Source organism: Pseudomonas lopnurensis, assembly GCF_015070855.1.
GTDB classification, from domain to species: Bacteria; Pseudomonadota; Gammaproteobacteria; order Pseudomonadales; family Pseudomonadaceae; genus Stutzerimonas; species Stutzerimonas lopnurensis.
On record NZ_JADDIX010000014.1, the window covers coordinates 1 to 22051 of the forward strand.

General features: G+C 59.8%; 21 protein-coding genes and 3 pseudogenes. 18 read left to right on the forward strand and 6 right to left on the reverse strand.

The window, feature by feature from the left end; translation table 11 throughout:
* Both IN820_RS02470 and IN820_RS02475 read left to right on the forward strand, forming a co-directional pair.
* Nucleotides 1-723 (forward strand): electron transfer flavoprotein subunit beta/FixA family protein (locus IN820_RS02470; protein ID WP_193679464.1); only part of this gene is annotated, 723 nt, incomplete at its 5' end.
* The gene (locus tag IN820_RS02475; RefSeq protein ID WP_193679465.1) at nucleotides 724-1653 is read left to right on the forward strand and encodes an electron transfer flavoprotein subunit alpha/FixB family protein; all 930 of its coding nucleotides are present in this window, start codon (nucleotides 724-726) and stop codon (nucleotides 1651-1653) included.
* A 55-nt stretch (nucleotides 1654-1708) separates the two neighbouring features.
* Here IN820_RS02475 and IN820_RS02480 read toward each other — a convergent pair whose 3' ends face one another.
* The gene (locus tag IN820_RS02480; protein ID WP_193679466.1) at nucleotides 1709-3577 is read right to left on the reverse strand and encodes a sigma-54-dependent Fis family transcriptional regulator; all 1869 of its coding nucleotides are present in this window, start codon (nucleotides 3575-3577) and stop codon (nucleotides 1709-1711) included.
* A 309-nt stretch (nucleotides 3578-3886) separates the two neighbouring features.
* Here IN820_RS02480 and IN820_RS02485 point away from each other — a divergent pair, with 309 nt between their 5' ends.
* The 8 genes from IN820_RS02485 to IN820_RS02520 all read left to right on the forward strand — a co-directional run bounded on the left by IN820_RS02485 (nucleotide 3887) and on the right by IN820_RS02520 (nucleotide 14489).
* Entirely contained in the window at nucleotides 3887-4687 is an 801-nt protein-coding gene (locus IN820_RS02485) for an SDR family NAD(P)-dependent oxidoreductase (RefSeq protein WP_193679467.1), read from the forward strand.
* Between the two features lie 161 nt (nucleotides 4688-4848).
* Nucleotides 4849-6519, forward strand: a complete 1671-nt coding sequence (locus tag IN820_RS02490; RefSeq protein WP_193679468.1) for a flavin-containing monooxygenase — start codon at nucleotides 4849-4851, stop codon at nucleotides 6517-6519.
* Between the two features lie 281 nt (nucleotides 6520-6800).
* On the forward strand, nucleotides 6801-8249 hold the full coding sequence (gabD, locus tag IN820_RS02495; protein WP_193679469.1) for an NADP-dependent succinate-semialdehyde dehydrogenase: 1449 nt from the start codon (nucleotides 6801-6803) through the stop codon (nucleotides 8247-8249).
* 133 nt (nucleotides 8250-8382) lie between these two features.
* Entirely contained in the window at nucleotides 8383-9714 is a 1332-nt protein-coding gene (locus IN820_RS02500; protein ID WP_193679470.1) for a carbohydrate porin, read from the forward strand.
* A 70-nt stretch (nucleotides 9715-9784) separates the two neighbouring features.
* Complete coding sequence (locus tag IN820_RS02505; RefSeq protein ID WP_193679471.1) at nucleotides 9785-10567, forward strand: (S)-acetoin forming diacetyl reductase; 783 nt, start codon at nucleotides 9785-9787, stop codon at nucleotides 10565-10567.
* Between the two features lie 515 nt (nucleotides 10568-11082).
* Nucleotides 11083-11748: a response regulator transcription factor gene (locus IN820_RS02510; RefSeq protein ID WP_193679472.1), complete on the forward strand. Its 666-nt coding sequence runs from the start codon at nucleotides 11083-11085 to the stop codon at nucleotides 11746-11748.
* Complete coding sequence (locus IN820_RS02515) at nucleotides 11745-13136, forward strand: sensor histidine kinase (RefSeq protein WP_193679473.1); 1392 nt, start codon at nucleotides 11745-11747, stop codon at nucleotides 13134-13136. Before IN820_RS02510 ends, IN820_RS02515 begins: the two co-directional genes overlap by 4 nt.
* 564 nt (nucleotides 13137-13700) lie before the next feature.
* Nucleotides 13701-14489: a MipA/OmpV family protein gene (locus IN820_RS02520; protein ID WP_193679474.1), complete on the forward strand. Its 789-nt coding sequence runs from the start codon at nucleotides 13701-13703 to the stop codon at nucleotides 14487-14489.
* 795 nt (nucleotides 14490-15284) lie between these two features.
* On the opposite strand, the gene IN820_RS02525 is transcribed toward IN820_RS02520, so the two are convergent.
* Complete coding sequence (locus tag IN820_RS02525) at nucleotides 15285-15689, reverse strand: DoxX family protein (protein WP_193679475.1); 405 nt, start codon at nucleotides 15687-15689, stop codon at nucleotides 15285-15287.
* A gap of 75 nt (nucleotides 15690-15764) precedes the next feature.
* Nucleotides 15765-16394: an NADPH-dependent F420 reductase gene (locus IN820_RS02530; RefSeq protein ID WP_193679476.1), complete on the reverse strand. Its 630-nt coding sequence runs from the start codon at nucleotides 16392-16394 to the stop codon at nucleotides 15765-15767.
* A 103-nt stretch (nucleotides 16395-16497) separates the two neighbouring features.
* On the opposite strand from IN820_RS02530, the gene IN820_RS02535 reads away from it, so the two are divergent.
* Nucleotides 16498-17442: a LysR family transcriptional regulator gene (locus IN820_RS02535; protein WP_193679477.1), complete on the forward strand. Its 945-nt coding sequence runs from the start codon at nucleotides 16498-16500 to the stop codon at nucleotides 17440-17442.
* Nucleotides 17443-17481: 39 nt separating this feature from the next.
* Here the strand turns inward: IN820_RS02535 and IN820_RS02540 are convergent, their stop codons facing one another.
* Nucleotides 17482-17679: a tautomerase family protein gene (locus tag IN820_RS02540; protein WP_193679478.1), complete on the reverse strand. Its 198-nt coding sequence runs from the start codon at nucleotides 17677-17679 to the stop codon at nucleotides 17482-17484.
* 460 nt (nucleotides 17680-18139) lie between these two features.
* On the opposite strand from IN820_RS02540, the pseudogene IN820_RS22475 reads away from it, so the two are divergent.
* Nucleotides 18140-18437 (forward strand): annotated as a pseudogene (locus IN820_RS22475) (type II toxin-antitoxin system RelE/ParE family toxin); the annotation flags it as partial.
* Nucleotides 18337-18678 (forward strand): XRE family transcriptional regulator, encoded by a 342-nt coding sequence (locus IN820_RS02545; RefSeq protein WP_207793478.1) that lies wholly within the window; start codon nucleotides 18337-18339, stop codon nucleotides 18676-18678. The pseudogene IN820_RS22475 and the gene IN820_RS02545, both read left to right, overlap by 101 nt.
* A 38-nt stretch (nucleotides 18679-18716) precedes the next feature.
* Here IN820_RS02545 and IN820_RS02550 read toward each other — a convergent pair whose 3' ends face one another.
* Nucleotides 18717-19106, reverse strand: coding sequence for a type II toxin-antitoxin system VapC family toxin (locus tag IN820_RS02550; RefSeq protein ID WP_193679479.1), 390 nt, complete (start codon nucleotides 19104-19106; stop codon nucleotides 18717-18719).
* Nucleotides 19103-19363 carry a type II toxin-antitoxin system Phd/YefM family antitoxin gene (locus IN820_RS02555; protein ID WP_193679480.1) on the reverse strand — a complete coding sequence of 87 codons (261 nt, stop codon included), beginning with the start codon at nucleotides 19361-19363 and terminating at the stop codon, nucleotides 19103-19105. Before IN820_RS02555 ends, IN820_RS02550 begins: the two co-directional genes overlap by 4 nt.
* Before the next feature lie 203 nt (nucleotides 19364-19566).
* Between IN820_RS02555 and IN820_RS02560 the strand changes: the two genes are divergently transcribed.
* The 5 genes and pseudogenes from IN820_RS02560 (at nucleotide 19567) to IN820_RS02580 (ending at nucleotide 21914) form a co-directional block, all read left to right on the forward strand.
* Nucleotides 19567-20097 carry a response regulator transcription factor gene (locus tag IN820_RS02560; RefSeq protein ID WP_328822065.1) on the forward strand — a complete coding sequence of 177 codons (531 nt, stop codon included), beginning with the start codon at nucleotides 19567-19569 and terminating at the stop codon, nucleotides 20095-20097.
* A 391-nt stretch (nucleotides 20098-20488) separates the two neighbouring features.
* Nucleotides 20489-20779, forward strand: coding sequence for a hypothetical protein (locus tag IN820_RS22400; protein ID WP_207793476.1), 291 nt, complete (start codon nucleotides 20489-20491; stop codon nucleotides 20777-20779).
* A 226-nt stretch (nucleotides 20780-21005) separates the two neighbouring features.
* A pseudogene (locus IN820_RS02570) lies at nucleotides 21006-21182 on the forward strand (tyrosine-type recombinase/integrase); the annotation flags it as partial.
* Between the two features lie 48 nt (nucleotides 21183-21230).
* Nucleotides 21231-21583: pseudogene (locus IN820_RS02575) on the forward strand (type II toxin-antitoxin system RelE/ParE family toxin).
* A gap of 1 nt (nucleotide 21584) precedes the next feature.
* Nucleotides 21585-21914 carry an XRE family transcriptional regulator gene (locus IN820_RS02580; RefSeq protein WP_193679481.1) on the forward strand — a complete coding sequence of 110 codons (330 nt, stop codon included), beginning with the start codon at nucleotides 21585-21587 and terminating at the stop codon, nucleotides 21912-21914.
* Nucleotides 21915-22051 lie beyond the last annotated feature (137 nt).

The following is a 22051-nucleotide window of genomic DNA, read 5'->3' on the forward strand; positions in this document are numbered from 1 at the left end:
GTGGTCGACTACAACGTCAAGGTTCGCGTCAAGGCGGACGAGTCCGGCGTCGATCTCGCCAACGTCAAGATGTCGATGAACCCCTTCTGCGAAATCGCCGTGGAAGAAGCCGTGCGCCTGAAAGAGAAGGGCGTGGCGAGCGAAATCGTTGTCGTCTCCATCGGTCCGACCGCTGCCCAGGAGCAACTGCGCACCGCGCTGGCACTGGGCGCCGACCGCGCCGTGCTGGTCGAGTCCAGCGAGGAACTGAATTCCCTGGCCGTGGCCAAGTTGCTCAAGGCGGTGGTCGACAAGGAGCAGCCGCAACTGGTCATCCTCGGCAAGCAGGCGATCGACAGCGACAACAACCAGACCGGGCAGATGCTCGGCGCACTGACCGGTTACGCCCAGGGCACCTTCGCCTCGAAGGTGGAAGTGGCGGGCGACAAGGTCAACGTCACTCGCGAAATCGACGGCGGCCTGCAGACCGTTGCGCTGAACCTGCCGGCGATCGTCACCACCGACCTGCGCCTGAACGAGCCGCGCTACGCCTCGCTGCCGAACATCATGAAGGCCAAGAAGAAGCCGCTGGAAGTGCTGACCCCCGATGCGCTGGGCGTCACCACCACTTCCACCGTGAAGACCCTGAAAGTCGAAGCGCCGGCCGGCCGCAGCGCCGGCATCAAGGTCAAGTCCGTGGCTGAACTGGTCGAGAAATTGAAGAACGAGGCGAAGGTAATCTAAATGGCTATCCTGGTTATCGCTGAACACAACAATGCCGTCCTCGCGGCCGCTACTCTGAACACCGTCGCTGCCGCTGCCAAGATCGGCGGAGACATCCACGTGCTGGTGGCCGGTAGCGGCTGCGGCGCCATCGGCGAGGCGGCCGCGCAGATCGAAGGCGTGGCCAAGGTGCTGGTCGCCGACGATGCCGCCTACGCCAACCAACTGCCGGAAAACGTCGCGCCGCTGATCGCCGGCCTGGCATCCAATTACAGCCACGTGCTGGCGGCTGCCACCACCAACGGCAAGAACTTCCTGCCGCGCGTCGCCGCCCAGCTGGACGTCGACCAGATTTCCGAAATCATTTCGGTGGAAAGCCCGGACACCTTCAAGCGCCCGATCTACGCGGGTAACGCCATCGCGACCGTGCAGTCCAGCGCCGCGATCAAGGTCATCACCGTGCGTGCCACCGGCTTCGATGCCGTGAATGCCACCGGTGGTTCGGCTGTGGTCGAGCAGATCGCCGGCACTGGTGACGCCGGCAAGTCCGCCTTCGTCGGCGAAGAGCTGGCCAAGTCCGACCGTCCCGAACTGACCGCTGCCAAGATCGTCGTTTCCGGTGGTCGCGGCATGCAGAACGGCGAGAACTTCAAGCACCTGTACTCGCTGGCCGACAAGCTCGGCGCGGCAGTCGGCGCCTCGCGTGCCGCGGTCGATGCCGGTTTCGTGCCGAACGACATGCAGGTCGGCCAGACCGGCAAGATCGTCGCGCCGCAGCTGTACATCGCGGTCGGTATCTCCGGTGCCATCCAGCACCTGGCCGGCATGAAGGACTCCAAGGTGATCGTCGCGATCAACAAGGACGAGGAAGCGCCGATCTTCCAGGTGGCCGACTACGGCCTGGTGGGCGATCTGTTCGAGATCGTGCCGGAGCTGGAAAAAGTCATCTAAGGGACGCAGCCGCCCCGCGTGGATATACGCGAGGGTGGCATTCAGCATTAAAAGGTTAGTTGTGTGAACCTTTGCCCGGCATCTTGATGCCGTGCTGATTCACGCGGCGGTACAACGTAGCACGCGAAATCCCGAGCTCCTGGGCGGCAAGGACCGGCTTCCAGCGATTGCGTACCAGCGTGTCGATCAGCGCCTGACGCTCCGGGCTTCCCGATGTCGTTTCTTCCCCATTCACCGGGGCGCTGATAGCGAGCGCCACCGGCAAATCTTCGACACCGATAACCTGGCTGGCGCACACCGCACAGGCATACCGCAGCGCGTGATGCAGCTGACGCATATTGCCCGGCCAGCTGTAGTTCAACAGCATCTCCAAGGCCGCCTCACTCAGCTCGAAGCGCTCTGCGGACCGCGTGCATTCTTCGTCCAGGAGCTTATTGATCAAGGCCAGTTTATCGGTGCGCTCGCGCAGTGGCGGAATGTCGAAGCGCGCTCCGCTCAAGCGGAAGTACAGGTCTTCGCGAAAGGTACCTTGCTCGACCAGCATCGCGAGATCGCGGTGGCTGGCGCACACGACCTGAATGTCGATGGTCTGGCGTCGGGCGGCACCTAACGGCGACACCTCACCTTCGCTCAAGGCCCGTAGCAGGCGGGTCTGCAGCGTCAGCGGCATGTCGCCGATTTCATCAAGGAATAGCGTGCCGCCATCGGCCTGTTGCAACAAACCCCGCATGCCTTTGCTGGACGCGCCGGTGAACGCACCGGCGGCATAACCGAAGAGTTCGCTCTCGATCAAAGTCTCCGGTATCGCCGCGCAATTGACGGCTACGAAAGGCTTGTCCTTGCGTTTGCTGGCGGCATGCAGTTGCAAGGCGAAATGCTCCTTGCCGGCTCCGGTTTCGCCGTGGATCAACACTGGCAGCCCGCGGTCCTTGACGCGCACGGCCAGTTCAAGGGCTCGGGCGACGGTAGGATCGAGCGCCTCGTTCACCTTGTCGGCCATGGCTACGCGGGCCGTGCGCCGCGGTGCTTTCAGGCGTACGTGCAAACCCAGCGCGGGGAGGTAATGAACACTGTCATCGCCGTGAGCAGGAAGGCGTGCCGAGGCGAAGGCTTCCTGGAAGGTATCCGGGATCCGGCCGTGGCGCTGCAACATCAACCGGCGCGCAGCGGGATTGAGTGCCTGAATCACCCCATCGCCATCCCATGCGAACAGTAGCTGCGGTTGGCTATCGACATAGCCGGGCAGCGGATGCGCGCGCAAGACCCACAGATCCTGGGTGCTGTACATGAAGTATGCGTTTTCGATCTCGGCGGCGCTTTGGATGACCATCTGACGAATCAGATGCTGGCTGCGCCTGTCGTCCGGCGAACGAATGGCGGATACGTCCAGGACGGCGAAAAGCTCGCCGGAGGGGGAAAAGACCGGGGCGGCAGAGCAGGTGTTGCCGATGAACGCCGCGCGAAAGTGATCCTGCTTGTGCACGGTGATCGGCTGCTTATCGATCAGGACGGCACATACGGCGGTGGTGCCTTCTTCTCTCTCCGTCCAGCACGTGCCCAGATCGATGCCTGCACGGCGATACTCGCCGCGGATGGTTGAATCGATGCAGTAATCGACGGTACACCCCAAGGTGTCGGTGAGCATCACGCAATAATCGGCGTCGCGCACCCGATGGTGTAGACGACCAATCTCATCGCCTGCCAGGCGCAGGAAATCATCGATCCGTTCGCGGTGTTCCTTGAGCTGATGTGCTTCGAGGACTCGTGGGCCCTGCAGCGAGCCCGGGTCGAGTTGGTGGTGCTGCACCGAACGGCGCCAGGAGTCGAGGATGCTGCTCGGAACGGGAAGCGTCGGTGCGCTTTGGGCAGTGCGTAGCACTCTGCTCACGTGTTCCACATGAGCCTTCGAGTAACCAGAGGACATGGTACCTCCGCATGGTCAATTCTAATTTTTGTACGGCCATTTAATGCATGTTGCCCCCTGTCCACAAGCTGAATCGATTGGCGGGTGCGGTGTGAGACATAACGTCTCACGCGTCTCTCCGGGTCTCGCTCACAGGGAGACATAACGTCTTGATCAGCTGCGCCGGAGCGCTACTGCTTTGTATCCATGAACCGCTCTGGTTCGGTGCTTTCAGCCGGTATTCCGGATATTGGCATCAGGTTTGCTCCAGCCTGTCTCAGCGAACCGCCGCAAGCGGTCGCATTCAACAACAATAATTAGAGGCATCTCATGAGCGAATCTATTGCTGTCGATTTCTCCCTGGTCGGCAAGGTTGCCCTGGTCACTGGCGCTGGCCGCGGTATCGGACAAGGTATCGCCTTAAGCCTGGCCAAAGCCGGCACCGATCTGGTAGTCGCCGACTATGACCTCGGCATCGCTGAAGAAGCTGCCGCCAAGGTCCGTGCCCTGGGCCGCCGCGCCATTGCCTTGCAGGTGGACGTAAGCCAACCCGACAGCGTTGGGGCAATGGTCGAGCAGGTACGCGAGCACTACGGCCGCCTGGATGTCGCCGTCAACAACGCGGGCGTAGTGAGTTTGGGTAAGGTCGACGAGCTGCCAGTCAGCGAGTGGGACCGCATCATGAACATCAATGCGCGCGGCGTATTCCTCTGTTGCCAGGCTGAGCTGCGGCTGATGCGTGAGCACAGGTTCGGTCGCATCATCAATCTGGCCTCGATCGCCGGCAAGGTCGGCTTCCCGGACCTGTCGCACTACAGCGCATCCAAGTTCGCGGTCATCGGTTTTTCCAACGCTTTCGCCAAAGAAGTCGCCCGTGAAGGCATCACGGTCAACGCGCTGTGCCCCGGTGTCGTGGGTACCGGCATGTGGCGCGGTGACGAGGGGCTGTCCAGCCGTTGGGCTGAGCCGGGTGAAACCGAGGAGCAATCCTGGGAGCGGCATCAGGCGGCCCTGTTGCCGCAAGGCGAAGCGCAAACCGTCGAGGACATGGGCCAGTTGGCCGTTTACCTCGCCTGTGCACCTCATGTCACAGGCCAGGCAATCGCGGTAGATGGCGGCTTCTCGCTGTAAGTACGAGCGGAGCGGGTCGGACTGATCCGCTCACTTCAACCATCGAGTTCCAAAGGTCCCCGGCCCAGTGTTCGGGGAGACGCTACCGGCTTGCCTGGATATTCCGTTAGCGAGCCCGCGTAGCAAGGATTTCAGGCGCACCGATCACTCAGGAGAACACAATGACAACTACCGTTCTGGCTAAACGCTCCGTTGGCACCAGCGTGACCAATTTCGACGCGATCATCATTGGTGCCGGTTTCGGCGGCATCTACATGCTGAAGAAGCTGCGCGACGAACTGGGCCTGACGGTCCGGGCCTTCGACAAGGCTGGCGGCATAGGCGGCACCTGGTTCTGGAATCGTTACCCGGGCGCCTTGTCCGATAGCGAAACCTTCGTGTACTGCTTCTCGTGGGACCGCGAGCTTTGCCAGGAGTGGGACATCACCACGCGCTACGTCGACCAGCCGCAGATCCTGTCCTACCTGAACCACGCGGTTGATCGCCACGACCTGCGCAAGGATATCCAACTGGAAACGGCGATCACCTCGGCCGTGTTCGATGAACAAACCAACCGCTGGTCCGTCACCACCGACGATGGTCATCGGTACAGCGCCAAGTACCTGGTCACCGCGCTTGGCCTGCTGTCGGCCACCAACGTGCCGAAGATCAAGGGGATGGAGCAGTTCAAGGGCAAGATGTACCACACCGCCAATTGGCCGGCCGATGCCGTCCTGGAAGGCAAGCGCGTCGGCGTGATAGGCACGGGCTCGACCGGATGCCAGGTGATTACCGCCATTGCGCCAACCGTCGACCATCTCACCGTGTTCCAGCGCTCCGCGCAGTACACCGTCCCAGTGGGCAACGGTCCGGTGAGCCGCGAGTACGTCGATGACATCAAGCGTAATTACGATGCGATCTGGCAACAGGTCCGCTCGTCTCGCCTGGCGTTTGGTTTCGAAGAAAGCGATATCCCCACGATGAGCGTGTCGCCGGAAGAGCGTAAACAGATCTTCCAGCGTGCCTGGGACGGCGGCGGCGGATTCCGCTTCATGTTCCAGACCTTCAACGACATCGCCACCGACGAACAAGCCAATCGGGCCGCCCAGGATTTCATACGCGAGAAAATCGCTGAAATCGTCAAGGATCCGGAAACGGCGCGCAAGCTGATGCCGCGCGACCTCTATGCGAAACGTCCGCTGTGCGACAGTGGCTATTACGCCACCTTCAACCGTCCGAATGTCTCCCTGGTGGACGTCAAAGCCAACCCGATCAAGGAAATCACCGCAGCGGGCATTCGTACCGCCGACGGCGTGGAGCACGCGCTGGATGTACTGATATTCGCCACCGGTTTCGACGCAGTGGACGGCAACTACAAACGCATCGATATCCGCGGCCGGAATGACGTCAGCATCAAGGATCACTGGAGCGAAGGGCCGTCCAGCTACCTGTCGGTGGCCACCGCCAACTTCCCCAACATGTTCATGATTCTGGGCCCGAACGGTCCGTTCACCAACCTGCCACCCACCATCGAAACAGAGGTGGAGTGGGTATCCGACATGATCGGTTTCATGGAAGCAAAGGAGCTGGCCTGCATGGAGCCCGACGCCGAAAGCGAACGCCAGTGGGGCGTGACCTGCCGTGAGATCGCCGACCAGACGCTGTTCGCCAAGGCCGATTCCTGGATCTTCGGCGCCAACATTCCTGGCAAGACCAACTCCGTCTACTTCTACATGGGCGGTTTGGGCCCGTTTAGAGACATTCTCGCGTCAGTCCAGAACGAAGGCTATCGAGGCTTCAAGTTCACGAGCCTGAGCCCGTCCGGTAGCTACGCCCAAAAAGCCCAGCATTGACCGTAATGTTGTTCACTTTGCTGAGGGCAGCCCAGGAACCCTTTGGCTTTTTGCGGGGCTTGCAAGCCTGAATTCGCCGCGAGGGCGCGCCTCCCACGGGGCTCGGTGGGCAACGTCGCTTTGTGGGAGGCCCGACCTCGGGGCGAGCTTGCCTAAGTGAACAGCATTACAGCATTGACCGGAACATCAACGCGAAGAAAGCGCACTCGCTGCCGCCTCGCGAGGGCGAGTGCGTTCGTACGGCACCCGTGAGGCGCCGCATATCCGACGGAGAACATGCAGTGAACCTGAAAAAAACCGAACTGTTTCGTCAGCATGCCTATATCGACGGCAAGTGGATCGGTGCCGACAGTGCCGCCACCATCACTGTCGTCAACCCATCGACCGGCGCAGTCATTGGCCATGTTCCGCGCATGGGCGGGGCGGAAACCCGTCGCGCCATTGAAGCCGCCGATCGTGCCCTGCCTGCCTGGCGCGCCCTCTCGGCAAAAGAGCGGGCCATCGCATTACGCCGCTGGTACGAGCTGATCATCGAAAACCAGGATGACCTGGCCCGCATCATGACCCTCGAACAGGGCAAGCCCCTTGCCGAAGCGCGTGGTGAAATCGTCTTTGCGGCTTCCTATATCGAGTGGTATGCGGAGGAGGGCAAGCGCATCTACGGCGATGTGATCCCCGGTTCGGCAGACAAGCGTTTGTTGGTACTCAAGCAACCCGTGGGTGTGTGCGCCGCTATTACGCCGTGGAACTTCCCCAGCGCGATGATTACCCGCAAGGCAGGCCCGGCGTTGGCCGCGGGTTGCACCATGGTAATCAAGCCGGCTTCGCAAACGCCCTTTTCGGCGCTGGCCTTGGTGGAGCTTGCCGAGCAAGCCGGTATTCCGAAAGGTGTGCTGTCGGTAGTGACCGGCTCGGCCGCCGAGATTGCCGAAGAGCTGAGCAGCAACCCGGTGGTCCGCAAGATCTCCTTCACCGGCTCTACCGAGATTGGCCGCACGATCATGGAGAAGTGCGCCCATGACATCAAGAAAATATCCCTCGAGCTCGGTGGCAATGCGCCGTTCATCGTCTTCGAGGATGCCGATCTGGACGCCGCCGTAGAGGGTGCTCTTGCCTCTAAATTTCGCAACGCCGGCCAGACCTGCGTATGTGCGAATCGCCTGTACGTTCACGACAAGGTCTACGACGCGTTCGTCGACAAGCTGGCCGCAGCAGTGGGCAGTTTAAGACTCGGAGATGGCATGACCGAGGGCACCACCATTGGCCCGCTGATCGATGAGAAGGCGGTTGCCAAGGTTCGCGAGCATATCGAGGACGCCATCGAGAAGGGGGCCAAGGTGCTGGCGGGCGGTGCTGCGAATCATCTAGGAGGCAACTTTTTCCAGCCGACGATCCTGGTCGACGTGCCGGATAACGCTCGCGTATCGAAAGAGGAAACCTTCGGTCCCCTGGCCCCGGTGTTCCGCTTCTTCGATGACGCCGAAGTCATCCGCAAGGCCAACGATACCGAGTTCGGGCTGGCCGCCTACTTCTATGCGAGCGATCTGGGGCGCGTTTTCCGCGTCGGCGAGGCGTTGGAGTACGGCATCGTCGGCGTGAATACCGGAATCATCAGCTCCGAGGCGGCGCCCTTTGGCGGCATCAAGGCGTCCGGCGTTGGGCGCGAGGGTTCCAAGTACGGGATCGAGGACTACCTCGAAATCAAATACCTGTGCCTGGCTGGAGTCTAGCGGGCTTGGCTGGGCATCGAGGTCGGGCCACGCTCGACCGGTATTGATCGCTACTGCTTCCCGGCCCGCAACGGCGCTGCCCTGCGGGCTGGATAACGCTGTGTCGTGACCATAACAACAAGGACCAATCGACATGAACAACCTCTGGCGCCTGCCCATAGGGCTAAGCCTTTTTGCCTGCATCGCCTTTCCCGCTTCTGCTGCCGGCGAGTCGTCCCGATGGGGCTTGGGGGACTGGGGCGGCACTCGCACTGAACTGCTCGAAAAAGGTGTGAACTTCACCATCGGCTACGTCGGTGAGGGTGCTGCCAATCTCAGGGGTGGTTATAACGATGACCGCACCGCCCGATACACCTCCCAATGGGCCTTGGGCGCCAATCTGGACCTGCAGAAGCTGTTCGGCTGGAACGCCGCCGAGTTCCAGTTGCTGGTCACCGAGCGTAGCGGCAACAACCTGTCCAACGAACGCATCGGCGATCCACGTACCGGGCAGCTCAGCTCCGTGCAGGAGGTATGGGGGCGCGGGCAAACCTGGCGCCTGACCCAAATGTGGTATCGGCAACGGTTTTTCGATGAGGCGCTGGGTCTCAAGATTGGGCGCATGGGCGTCAACGAGGACTTCAACAGCTTCCCTTGCGACTTCCAGAGCCTGGCGTTCTGTGCTGCCCCCATCGGCAACGTAGCGGGGGATGTCTGGTACAGCGGTCCCGTCAGCCAGTGGGCGCTGCGTGCCAAGTACAACCTGGATGAACACTGGGCGGTGCAGATCGGGGTGTTCGAGCAGAACCCCTCGAACCTGGAAACCGGTAATGGCTTCAAGCTCAGTGGCAGCGGCACCCAGGGCGCGTTGGTCCCGGTAGAGGTGATCTGGAAGCCGACGGTGGGCGCCCATGCGCTTCCCGGCGAGTACCGGCTGGGCTATTACCACAGCAGCGCCAGTGCCAACGACGTGTATGAGGACGTGGACGGCCGCCCGCAGGGAGTGACCGGTATGACCGCGAAAAGCCGTAGCAGCAAAAGTGGTTGGTGGGTCATGGGCCGACAGCAGCTGACGTCGCGAAACGGCGATGCGTCCCGTGGCTTGAGCGTTTTCGCCAGCTTCACCTTCCATGACCGGGAAACCAGCAGCATCGAGAGTTTTCAGAACTTAGGGCTGGTCTACAACGGTCCGTTCGATGCTCGCCCCAAGGACGATATCGGACTGGGGGTCGCTCGCATCCATGTCAACGACGACGTCACCAAGCGTCAGCGCCAGATCAATGCTGCCAGCGCCATCACCGACTATGACAACCCGCTGTACGTTCCCGTGCAGCACAGCGAATACAACATCGAACTCAACTACGGGGTGCATGTCACCGACTGGCTGACCGTGCGCCCGAACCTGCAATACGTCCGCCACCCGGGCGGTGTTTATGAAGTCGATAACGCACTCGTCGCTGGCGTGAAGCTACAGGCAAACTTCTAATCTCGCGAGATCCCGTGCGCAGCTGTAGCCGCTGTTTGATTTCCCATAACAATCTAGAAGGAAACCGGAAATGACCAAGTCCCAAGGAAACGTTGCATTTGTTACTGGCGCCGGCCAAGGCATTGGTGAGGCCATTGCATTGCGATTGGCAACCGATGGTTTTGCGGTGGCATGCGCCGATATGAATATTGAAACGGCCAGCCAGGTTGCCGAGAGAATCAAATCGAACGGCGGAACTGCCCTGGCGATCAAGGTGGATGTCGCCGATCGCGATGATGTATTCAAAGCCGTCCAGCAAGCGGTCGATGGGCTGGGCGATCTGCACGTGGTCATCAACAACGCAGGTATCGCGCCGATTGCCCCGATCGAAACCATCACCCCGGACATCTACCGGAAAACCTTCGACATTAACGTAGGCGGGGTCCTGTGGGGCATCCAGGCCGCTGTAAAAGCGTTCAAAACACTGGGGCACGGTGGGAAAATCATCAGTGCTTCATCGCAGGCAGGGCATGTCGGCAATCCGGACCTGGCGGTCTATGGCGGCACCAAATTCGCGGTGCGCGGCATCACCCAAACGGCAGCTCGAGAGCTGGCGCACCTGGGTATAACGGTGAACGCGTACTGCCCCGGTATCGTGAATACACCGATGATGCGCAAGGTCGCCCAGGACGTGGCAGACAACGCCAACCAGAGCTTCGAGTGGGGCATGGAACAGTTCGCCCAACACATCACCCTGAAGCGCCTGTCTCAGCCGGAGGATGTCGCTGCCTGTGTGTCGTTCCTTTGCGGGCCGGATTCGGACTATATGACTGGGCAGGCTGTAATCATTGATGGTGGGATGGTGTTTAATTAAACCGAGCCCAGATTGATTGAGCACCATATTGCCACTGTGTTGAACGCTAACTTTTTTGAGCGTGCGTGCTGAAGTATCGGGCGCGTTGTGTTGTTCCGGCCCTCCTGAAAATCAGGACGGCCGGTTCTTTTTTGGCAGATATTGGCTAGTGCGCTGTCTGGTTAGCTTGTTAACTCACCGGGCGTTATGTTGTAGGAGACGGCTTTCTGGCGATCATCGGCAATCATTCAGCTCCTCAAGGCCGGTTTCCTGATAGCGCTTGCGTAACCTGAAGATGTGAAGATGCACCGGGATCCCCGAGACCGTGGGATCACACGCCATGCAGCAGGATTCCTCGCTGGTCTGGGCGGCTCGTGGGCTGAGAAACACGGGTCTGCGCCGGCCCGTCGCCTCCTAAGGTCGCCGGTACGAGCACTCGCGAGAAAGAACCGCCGAGTCGGCGTCTTAAAAAGAAACTAAAGCGCTTGCTTCATGATTCCTTGAAAACCCGATGTTCAGGTATGGATAGATGTGACATGAACCTTCTCCTTGTAGAAGACGACCAGATGCTGGGCGAGACCATTTGCGACGGAGCACGCCAGAGCGGATGGCACATCGATCACGTCGGCGATGCGAATTCCGCCCGCAGTGCTCTTGTGGATCACACCTATGCGGCAGTCCTGCTTGATATCGGGCTTCCTGGGGATTCCGGCCTGGGGGTTCTGCGCTCGATGCGTGCCCGCTACGACGCCACGCCCGTTCTGATCCTGACCGCACGCGGTCAACTGAGCGAACGGATCGCAGGCCTTGATGCGGGCGCCGACGACTACTTGGTCAAACCGTTCCAGTTCGACGAACTCTGGGCGCGCGTGCGCTCCGTCATCCGACGCAGCCAGGGGCATGTCATTCCGGTGTACATCCACGGGGATGTGCGGATCGACCGCAGCCGACGCGTCGTCACGAAGGCTGGGGTCGAGGTCGTCCTCAGTGCCCACGAGTACCGCACGCTGCTTGGGCTGGTGGAGCGTCCCGGCCATGTCGTGACGCGCGACCACTTGCACGACATCGTGTACGGCATGGCCAGCAACGTGGAGAGCAACACCATCGCCGTCTTCATTCATCAGCTGCGCCGCAAGCTGGGCGACGATCTGATCCGGACCGTTCACGGACTCGGTTATGTCGTCGGACAGCCGAGCGCATGAAGTCACGATCCTTCAACGCGCAGTTGGTCCTGGTGATCGTCGGGGTGATCGCGCTGTGCTGGACTGTCGTGCTCGCTACCGTTCTCACACAGCTCTCGCTCAACCGCACCAGCACCTGGGACGAGAAGCTCGCGGGGGTTGCCACCCAACTGCTTGTCACCATCCCTGCCGATAGCCGCTTCGAAGGACGCGCCGGACCGGGGCTGAAACTGCGCGAGTTTCCTGATGCCGGATACGAGCCGTTGGCCTTTCAGATATGGGTCGATCGCAACAGACTGATCGCGAGTACCCCTGGAGCACCCGAATCCCCGCTTCAACCCGGTTTTGCCGATGGCGCTGCCTCGACCCTCGTCGAAGGGAGCCAGTGGCGCGTCTACTCCGCCTCGGACAGTAGCGGACGGGTAACCGTCCAGGTGGGCAACCTGCAAAGCGTCGTGGACGCGGACATGCGTCACGAGGCGGCACATGCGTTGATCCTGGCAACCGTGCTGCTGGTGATTGGGGGCTTCGTCATGTGGGCCGTGAGCCAAAGCACCCTCAAGCCCGTACGCGCGCTCGGGGCGGCCATGCGCCATCGCCGCAGCTTAGATTTCACGCCCTTGCCCCTGGACGGTTTGCCTTGGGAACTGCATCCACTGGTCGACTCTTTCAACCATGTGCTCAGGCAACTCGACGAAGCCATCGAAGGCGAGCGCCGCTTCATCGGCGATGCGGCCCATGAGCTGCGCACGCCGCTGTCGGCCTTGCAGGCGCAGGCCGAGATCGCCCTGCGCGCGACCGATCCTCAGGACAAGGATGCCGCCCTCAGGAAACTGCTGGTGGTGGCCAGGCGCAGCACCCGGCTGTCCGAGCAATTGCTCGATCTGGCGCGTATCAATGCCGGCGCCAAGATTCCCAAGCACGCACAGGCCGACCTGAGCACGCTCGTGCAGCACGTCGCCCAAGAATTCGAGGTTTACGCCAGTCAGAATCAGCGCTCGCTCTTCCTGGATGTGCACGCCTGCACGATTCCGGGTGATGTCGATGAGATCGGCATTCTGCTGCGCAATTTGCTGCACAACGCCATGCGTTACACCGCCGAAGGCGGCAATGTGCTCGTGCGCTGCGGCTATGAACCCCCTGCGCCGACCGGGGCAGCGCCCACGGTCTATCTGGAAGTCGCCGACGACGGCCGGGGTGTTCCGGCCGCGGAGTGCGAGGCCATTTTCGAGCGCTTCCACCGCGCCGCGGGCACCCCTGTGCGTGGCAGTGGTATCGGCCTGTCACTGGTCGCCGGAATTGCCAAATCGCACAACGCCACCATCCAGACCGATACTGGCCTTGAGGGCCGTGGGCTCATGGTGCGCGTCGTGTTCCCTGGCATGGCTGCTTCGCCACGCGCGGACTGATCCGGTCCGGCTCCGACCTTGAAGCCAACCATCTTCACCGACTCGCTGCCATGCATGGTGTCCGGTACTTGGCATGCAGGTGCCTCTCACATCTTTTTTGCTTCGCAGCCGGTTTCTTAACGAAATCCTAAAAGCGCTAAAAAAGGGCTAAATCCGCTTGGGCAGTATCCCGCCTCACCGGTGCGTCGTGTCGACGTGCCACGAGATCGGAAAGCTTCATGCTCCCTAGCACACCATGTCCGGGCATACGCCCCCAACTGTTCTGCATGCAGCGCATTCCGCGCAGGCAATCGCAGGCCGCACCGCGTTTATACCGCAAGGAATTGGTCATCCACGCGTCGCGGTATCGCTATGGGCATACGTTTCCGCCTGGCGTGGGCACGCCGGTGCTCCTGGCCGCAAGCCGGGCCTCCCCTGCGCCACGGCTCGGCGTCGAACGGCGGTGCATTGCGCCGGCTGCCCAAGCGCCCTGAGGTGCGACAAGGCTCCAGCCGTCCGGTACCCGCAGCTTGGCTGCAAAGGACAACGATTTTCCTCCCCGAAGCCTTACAGGAAGGGCACCCCATGTATCAACGCAAACTCTCCCGCGCCTCGCTCGCTGCGAACAACCTGGGTCTCATCGCCGCCGTAGCGTTTTCCGCTGCGTGGATCCCCTCGGCATTCGCACAGGACAATGACAATAGCGGCCACTGGTCGCTGGGCATCGGTGCCGCGGTCATCGACAAGCCCTACCGCGACTTCGATCGCGAAGTGAAGCCCCTGCCGGTCGTTTCATACGAGAACAAATGGGTTAGCGCCTCCATCCCGACCTTCGACGTCAAGCTATACTCGACCGAATCCCTCTCGTTCCGTCTACGTGCCCGCTGGGCAGGCGATGGCTATGAAGCGGAGGACTCCCCGGTCCTGGTCGGTATGGATGAGCGCGAGGCCAGCATCTGGGCCGGCGGTGCAGTCATCTGGAAGGCGGATTTCGCGAATGTCTCTGGTGAAGTGCTAGCCGACGCCATGGGCAACAGCAAGGGAGCGCGCGCCAAGCTACTGATCGATCGGCGCTTTGCAGCGGGCAAGTTCGGCTTCACACCGCGCCTCGCCGCGGAATGGGTCGACGGCAAGTACGTCGACTACTACTACGGCGTGAGGCAGTCGGAAGCCCGGGCCGATCGCGCCTTCTATGAGGGCAAGGCCACCACGAACATGCAGTTCGGCCTGCGCATGGACTACACGCCGACGCGCCACCACAGGGTGTTCCTCGATGCCGGCGCCACGCGCTTCGGCAGCACCGTCAAGGACAGCTCGCTGGTGGACAAGGCCAACCAGACTTCTTTCGCGCTCGGCTACGTCTATCGCTTCTGACATTGCCAACCCCACCCGCCATAGGGACTTGTTGCCTATGGCGCAGGAGATCTGTCGGAATGGAGAACATCCAATCACACCTGTTGGCTGAGATCGTGTTGGCACCGGCGGCTGCCAGCAACACCGTCAAACAGCAGCCCGTGCCTGCCCTGACCGATTTGCCTTCCACCTCCAGCACACGTCGACTCTGCGACCGATGTGCCACAACCATCGGCGTCCGCCGTACCCTTGACTCCGCGGGCAACACAGTACGTCGGCTCTAGCTCTCATTAAGGAGAGCAACGCCTATGCTATGTGGTGTCGACCCGAGTTGCGGCCCCGTCATGGCCGCCTAAGCGTAGATGGCCGGCCTCAACTCGCCCGAAGCCGCCACACAGACGGAGCAGGCTCCGATGCTTCGTATACCAAGCCGCCCGCTCGGGATCTTTGACAAGATGCCAATGGCGCGATACACAGCGTCAACGATGTGTTCGACCGGTTGGTACTTCTTCCATGGCGGTCGCTGTAACACGGATTCCCGACCCGTTTGCATCGGCTTGGGGAACGCTTCGTCTTAGACCTGCGCCTGCCGCCACCTTGCCAACAGGACCTGCCGGGCACGTCGCTTGGGCGGTTCGTCCTGACGGTCCTGACCGAGCGTTGTAGCTCCGATAACCAGTTGGCTGATGGTGGACATGGCTACCTACTTGCCCAGGCTGGCGATTGACACTGAAACTAACAAAGCTCTCTGCATTTGCCCTGCCAGCTTGGGGCGAGATATGGGCGAAGGCGGGGACGCTTAGGTCTTCTGAACGCTCAGTTACGGACCGAGCGCTTCAACGCAAACGCGCCGTCATCCAGCAGCGCCAAGGCCAGCGCGGTGAAGGCCAGAAACACCGGGTATTCCCAGCCGCCGTTGGCGTTGGTGAAGCTCCAGCCATTGCCGAAATGCACGCTTGCCGCGGCCAGCAATTGTACGGTGGCGATTGTGGCTACCCAGCGGGCAAACACGCCGAGAATCAGAAACAGGCCGCCGACGACTTCGAAGGCAATGACGGGATAGGCCAGAAAGCCAGGAAACCCAACGGACTCGAAGAAGCCTGCAGTGCCCGCTGGGGTGAATACCAGCAGTTTGGTCAGGCCATGGGCGAGAAACATGACGCCAAGGATCAAGCGCAGAACGAGGGGAGCGTAGGATTGGGTGCGGTCAGGAGTGGTCATTTGTTTTCCAATGTGTGAGGGATGTCTATCTGGCGCCGCAGCAATTCACAGCGGCGCCAGGTTGGTTTGAGAGGGTTAACGGCTGAGCCAGGCCGGTGCGACTTGTGTGCCGAGTCCTGCGCCGTAGCCGAGGTAGATGTTCAGCCCGGCCAGCGCCTCGAGATAACGCGCGTTGACCAGGCCGCCGGCATCCACGGTCCGCCACCCCAGGCTTTCTGCCAGGGCGGCAGCGGTTTGCTTAGCCCTCGCGCTGTCGCTTGCCAGGAATACACTGCCCTGCTGGCCGTTGGCAAAGTTGGGGCCGGAGGCCAATACCTGAGCGAACAGGGTGTTGAAACCTTTAACCAGTTCTACGCCGGGCAGCGCCTTGGCAATTTCCTCGGCGGCACTGGTGCTGTGGCCGATGGTTAGGCCCATGTAGTCGGCGGTCAGCGGGTTGGTGATATCGATCACCACTCTGCCGTCCAGCCTGCCCAGGCTACTCAGTGCGGCTACGGCGTCTTGGTAAGCGGTAGCGACGATCACTACTTCGTTCTGACCAAGGGCTTGGTCGGCGGCGAACGCTTCGACGTTTTCATGCTGTGCTGCGACGGCACGTGTCTTGTCCAGATCACGGCCGGTGAGGCGAACCTGATGGCCTGCCTGGGACAACTGTTGAGCAAAAGCCGAGCCCATGTTGCCGGTACCGATAAGGGTAATGTTCATGCGGTATCTCCTGGTGTGCGTTTTGATAGGCTCAGTTTAAAGATTCGATATTCGAGATAAAGCTGCTCTAATGTGACTTATAATTCCGTAAAGTGAGGCAATAATGGATCGGGCACTGGAGATGCAAGTCTTTTGCGCGGTGGTCGACAAGGGCAGCTTCGTCGGCGCCGTTGAAGCATTGGAAATGTCCAAAGCCGCCGTTTCGAGACACGTTAACGCGCTGGAGGAACGTCTGGGCGTGCGCTTGTTGCAACGCACGACACGACGCTTATCGCTTACTGAAGAGGGGCGGGTTTTCTACCAACAAGCGCGGGAAGTGTTGGCGTTGATGGGGGAAGCGGAAAACGCGGTTTCGTCGGGCTCCCATGAGCCTGCTGGTGTCTTGAGAGTGAATGCGCCGGTGAGTTTTGGTGTGTTGCATTTGGGACCGCTCTGGACGGCTTTTCTGAATCAGCATCCCAAGCTCGAACTGGACATCAGTCTCAACGATCGTCAGGTCGACCTGGTGGAAGAGGGGTTTGACGTCGCGGTACGGATTGCGCGAATCGAGAGTTCGTCACTCGTGGGACGGCGTTTCGCGAGCACGCGGATGCGTCTGTGTGCGGCACCGGACTATCTGACAAACCATCCTCCGCTCAAAAAACCAGAAGACCTGATTGATCACCGCGTGATTGCCTATAGCAACTTTTCGAGCGGTAACGAATGGCGCTTTACCGGGCCCGATGGTGAGCATAAGGTTGACACGCGCTCAATCATCCGTTGCAACAATGGTGATACCTGCCGAGCCATTGCGTTGAAGGCTGGCGGCATTTTGCTGCAGCCGAGCTTCATGGTGAGTGAGGATCTTCGTCGTGGCGAGCTGGTGGAGCTGCTGCCGACTTATCGTTCGATAGAGCTGGGCATATACGCTGTGTATCCGACCCGCAAACATCTGCCATCCAAGGTGAGGGCATTCATCAATTTTCTGGTCGAGCAGTTCGAAAGCGTTGACTGGGAGTCAGGCTGCCCGGTTGAACGGACCGAAGCCTGGGCTACAAAGAAGGAGTAAGGTCCCCTTGCAGCCATTGGCTCTTAACGCCGAAGGACCTTAGCTCTTCTCAGGATCGCCGCCAAACAATTTGCCTGCGCCGGCCCAGTCCGATGGCGCCACGTCTTCAAAAATGACGTAGATATAGTTGGCATCGGTACCGGTGTTTTTCACGATGCTTTGGGTGATCTCGGCAGCGACAGCCTCCTTCGCAGCGTGGTCTTTCCCTTCGAACCAGCTAACTCGTACGACAGGCATGGGGGAATCCTCTTTTCAGGTGGGCGCGAATTCATCATTAGGTCTAACCGCACGGTTATTCCGGGCTCAGCCGTATAAGCGCCGAGCGGCAAGAGAAGAATAGGAGAGATCCTGAGGGTGATAAATGCGCTATAGATCGCCTATATGTAGAGATTATTTCTCCAATCAGGCGGAGCCCCCCGCAGTAAGCGCGATGAAGTTCGTCTCGATGAAGCGCGTGCTGATAAACGCAAGCGCAGCGGGCGGACACGGTATGCCGTTGGCGCTGGAGCTTTCGTGGCTGACGAACCAGCAGCTCGCCGAGCTGCTGGTTTCGATTCGTAGTGGCTGCGATAACCCACACGTTGAGCTTGTCGCGATGATTTGTCGGCGACCGGAGCGAGGTGGTCCGAGGCCGAGAAGCTGAGCCGGGTCCATCCGAAACGGCATCATCACATCAGCGGGACGAAGAGTGGGCAAGATCAACGGATCGCGCCATGGACATATGCGTGAGCTGAGAACCCAGCACAACGGGCGCCCGATACGGACACTGTACGCATTCGATCCCAGGCTCGGCGATCCTGTTGATCGGTGGTGACAAGACGGGCGACAACCGTTGGTACGAAGTCAATGTTCCGTTGGCGGGTCGTTTCTACGACGAACACTTGGAACAGCTTCATGAGGGCTGGTCGATGGCCAAAGTTCGCAGACTTGCGCGCAAAGATGGCGCCGGAGGCTCAGGCGCGCGTGGAGGTCAAGGCCCAGGAGCTGCTTGCTGAAATGCCGCTGAACGAGCTGCGTCAGGCGCGTGGCTTGTCGCAGAAGGTACTGGCCGAGCTGTTGCACATGCAGCAACCGCCGATCGCGAAAATGGAAAAGCGCACCGAGATGTATATCTCCACGCTGCGTAGCCACATCGAAGCGATGGGTGGGCAGCTCGAGGCCATTGCCTGCTTTCCGGATGGTTCGGTGAAGATCAGCAACTTTGCCGAGGTCGAAGCTGCCGCTCAGCAGGCGTAAGTTTTCGATACCGCTAAACAAGAAGCCCCGAAAATCTCTTATTGCACGTGCTTGATAGGGCCTGGGTACTTCGCGATGGCCAGGTTGCTCGTGACGAGGATAAATCCCTCCACACTGGCTTGGCCGATGAGCATCCGATCAAACGGGTCATTGTGGACTGGCGGGAGAGCAGCCGCGGCGATCCCGTGAGTGCCGGTCATTGCAAGCTCGTGATAGTCGGCGTCCAGCAAGGCTCTCCTGAGGACCGCGGGATCGAACTCGAAATTGGCCTTGCCCATGGCATTCTTGATTCCGACTTCCCAGATGCTAGCCGCGCTGAAAAAAAGTTCGTAGTTGCGATCTTCAATCAGCGCGGCTGCTGCGGACGGCAGTGAAGAAGGGGCTGCGCAGGCCCAAAGCAGTATGTGAGTATCGAGCAGCAGCTTCATGACCCGAACATGGCCTCAATATCACTTTGGAAGGGCGTATCGATATCATCCGGAACGACAAACGAGCCCTTTAGCATACCTAATCGAGGCTTCGGCTCGTGATCAATCGCGACGACCTTTACCATCGGCTTGCCGGCTTTCGCGATGATGAACGGATGGCCCTGGCTGGCCTCAAGGACAAGCTTCGACAGGTGGGTTTTCGCATCGTGAACATTCACTGTTTTAGGGCTGGTATCGGGGCTGCTCTCTACCTTCATGGCCGTGCTCCGGTTAGCTAACAAGGTTAGTCTATTTGCCCTGGGGCGTGATCGCAACGTCCGTCAGCACGCCCGATCGGCGGTCAGCTGGCGCGCATCAATCGGGATGGTGGTATGTACTGAGGACGAGCCTCCGTCAGGGCAGACCACCCGCTGATACCCGAGGGTATTACAGCTGTCGTGGGAGGCTTGAGGACATCAGCGTGGTCGGCGAAGCTTCCAATGGCCTGGAGGCAATTCGGCTATACCGGGCGACGCAACCCCATGTCACCCTCATGGACGTACAGATGCCGGAGTTCAACGGCATCGCTGCAATCAGCTCTATCATGGCGGAGTTTCCACAGCTGCGCGTCGCAGTACTTATGGCTTACCGAGGCGATGTCATAGCGTTGCAAGCAATCAAGGCGCGCGCGGCTATCTTTCGAAAAGCACACTGCGCCATGAACTCATTGAAACCATACGCGTGCTGGCGGCCGGTCAATTCCACTTCCCCCGGAGATCGCGTCGGAATTTTCGGTTCACATCGATCAGGACGGTTTCTCCAACAGAAAAGTTCAGGAGCTGCAACATGTCGCCAATGGGTTGTCCGCAAGGAGATGGCTGTTGCCCGGGCAATAGGTGAAGAGGCAGTCAAAGGGCATCTGAGAAAGATCATGGACAAGCTCGGATTCAATAGTCGGGAGCGCGCCGTGATACTGGGCACCGAACGAGGGCTCGTCGAGCTTTCGCAGTAACTGGATCTCCCCCATTTTAGTGTTGGTACAAGCTCCCCTGTTTGGGGCTGTGCCACGCTCGGCCACACTGCCATATTGTGATTTCATGTTGGCGAGTTTGGCGTGCCACCATGTTCTGACCCCGCGAGAAGCATGAGTCTGGAAGTCCGGCTTTCTCGATCGTTAATTATGTAACTTGGTCGCCCGAAACTTCTGTTCGGAAAAACGAACTCCAAAGAGAGCGGAGAAGGACCATGGCTTTTGAATACAAGGGCGTTTGGATAAAGACAACGTGGCTCCGCTGATGGGCGACCATCAGGCTGGGCTAAATAAATTGGCGAGGCATTTCTCCCCTGCTGAATTCGAGGATAACGATTCTCCTGGGCTAGGGTTCTCTAAATGGAGAACGCTCATGGTCACGATTGCTCAAAGCAAGTCGCTCGTTGCAGCAATTGCGCTCGTCGCGTCCATTACAACTATCACCCCTGTGGTCGCACAGTCGAATAGCGAAACGCAGTCTGCTGCCTCACTCTCGGTGGCCATGGACTTCTTGTCCAATACTGCGCCCGATAAAGTTGAAGCCGCCGCTGAGAGACTGGTCACTCCAGACGCAACCTACGTTTCGCTCAACTTCGAAAACCCGAAACTCAAGAAAATCCTACCTTGGACCGGCACATACAAAGGCCCGGAGGCCTACAGCTAAACATTTCTGCGGGTCGCGAACTATTGGAAAATCGAAGACTTCACTGTCACTGATAAAATCGCTTCCGGAGAGAATGTCGCGATTTTTTGGTAAGTTCACCTACCGGTCCGTAACGGTTGGCCAAGTGTTCACATCACCGTTTCCCATTCTCGCCAAGGTCCATGATGGAAAGATCACTTATTTTCAGTTCATGGAGGATACCTATGCCTCTTCCAGCTCGTTTCGGCAGGCCGCTCATGCGCTGCGGCATACCTTCGCCAGTCACTTCATCCAGAACGGCGGCAACATCCTCACGCTACAGAAGATCCTGGGCCATTCGAGCTTGGCCATGACGATGCGGTATGCGCATCTGGCGCCAGATCACCTCCAGGATGCGGTACGGTTAGGGCCGGCTTTTTCCTAGAGCGTCATCATTCCATTGATGGGATATTCCGTGAGAGCTATATTCCGCATGACTTGGGACGTTGAGTACACCGAAGAGTTTGGTGGCTGGTGGGAATCGCTCACGGCTGAGGAGCAGGAGTCCATCGCGGTCTCCGTGCGTTTGCTGGAAGAGCGTGGGCCTCGCTTGGATTCCCGCATAGCAGCGCTATCAATGGCTCACGTCATGGGCATATGCGAGAGCTGAGAACCCAGCACAGCGGGCGCCCGATACGGATACTGTACGCATTTGATCCCAGGCGCTCGGCGAACCTGCTGATTGGCGGAGACAAGACGGGCGACAACCGCTGGTACGAAATCAACGTTCCGTTGGCAGATCGTCTCCATGACGAGCACCTGGAACAGCTTGAGAAGGAGGACTGAGATGGCCAAGAAATTCGCAGACTTGCGCGCAAAGATGTCGCCAGAGGCTCAGGCTCGCGTGGAAGCCAAGGCCCAGGAGCTGCTTGCTGAAATGCCGCTGAACGAGCTGCGTCAGGCGCGTGGCTTGTCGCAGAAGATGCTGGCCGAGCTATTGCACGTACAGCAGCCGTCGATCGCGAAAATGGAAAAGCGCACCGACATGTATATCTCCACGCTGCGTAGCCACATCGAAGCAATGGGCGGGCAGCTCGAGGTCGTCGCCCGGTTTCCAGATGGTTCGGTGAAGATCAGCAACTTCGCCGAGATCGAAGCTGCCGCTCAGCAGGCGTGAGTCTTCGACACTTCTTCGACACGCGCTACTCCAGAAAGCAAAAACCCCTGAAATTCTCTAGGAAATCAGGGGTTTAAGTGCTTCTAATTGGTGGGGCCGGGGGGATTTGAACCCCCGTCATATAGCTATATTCCGGG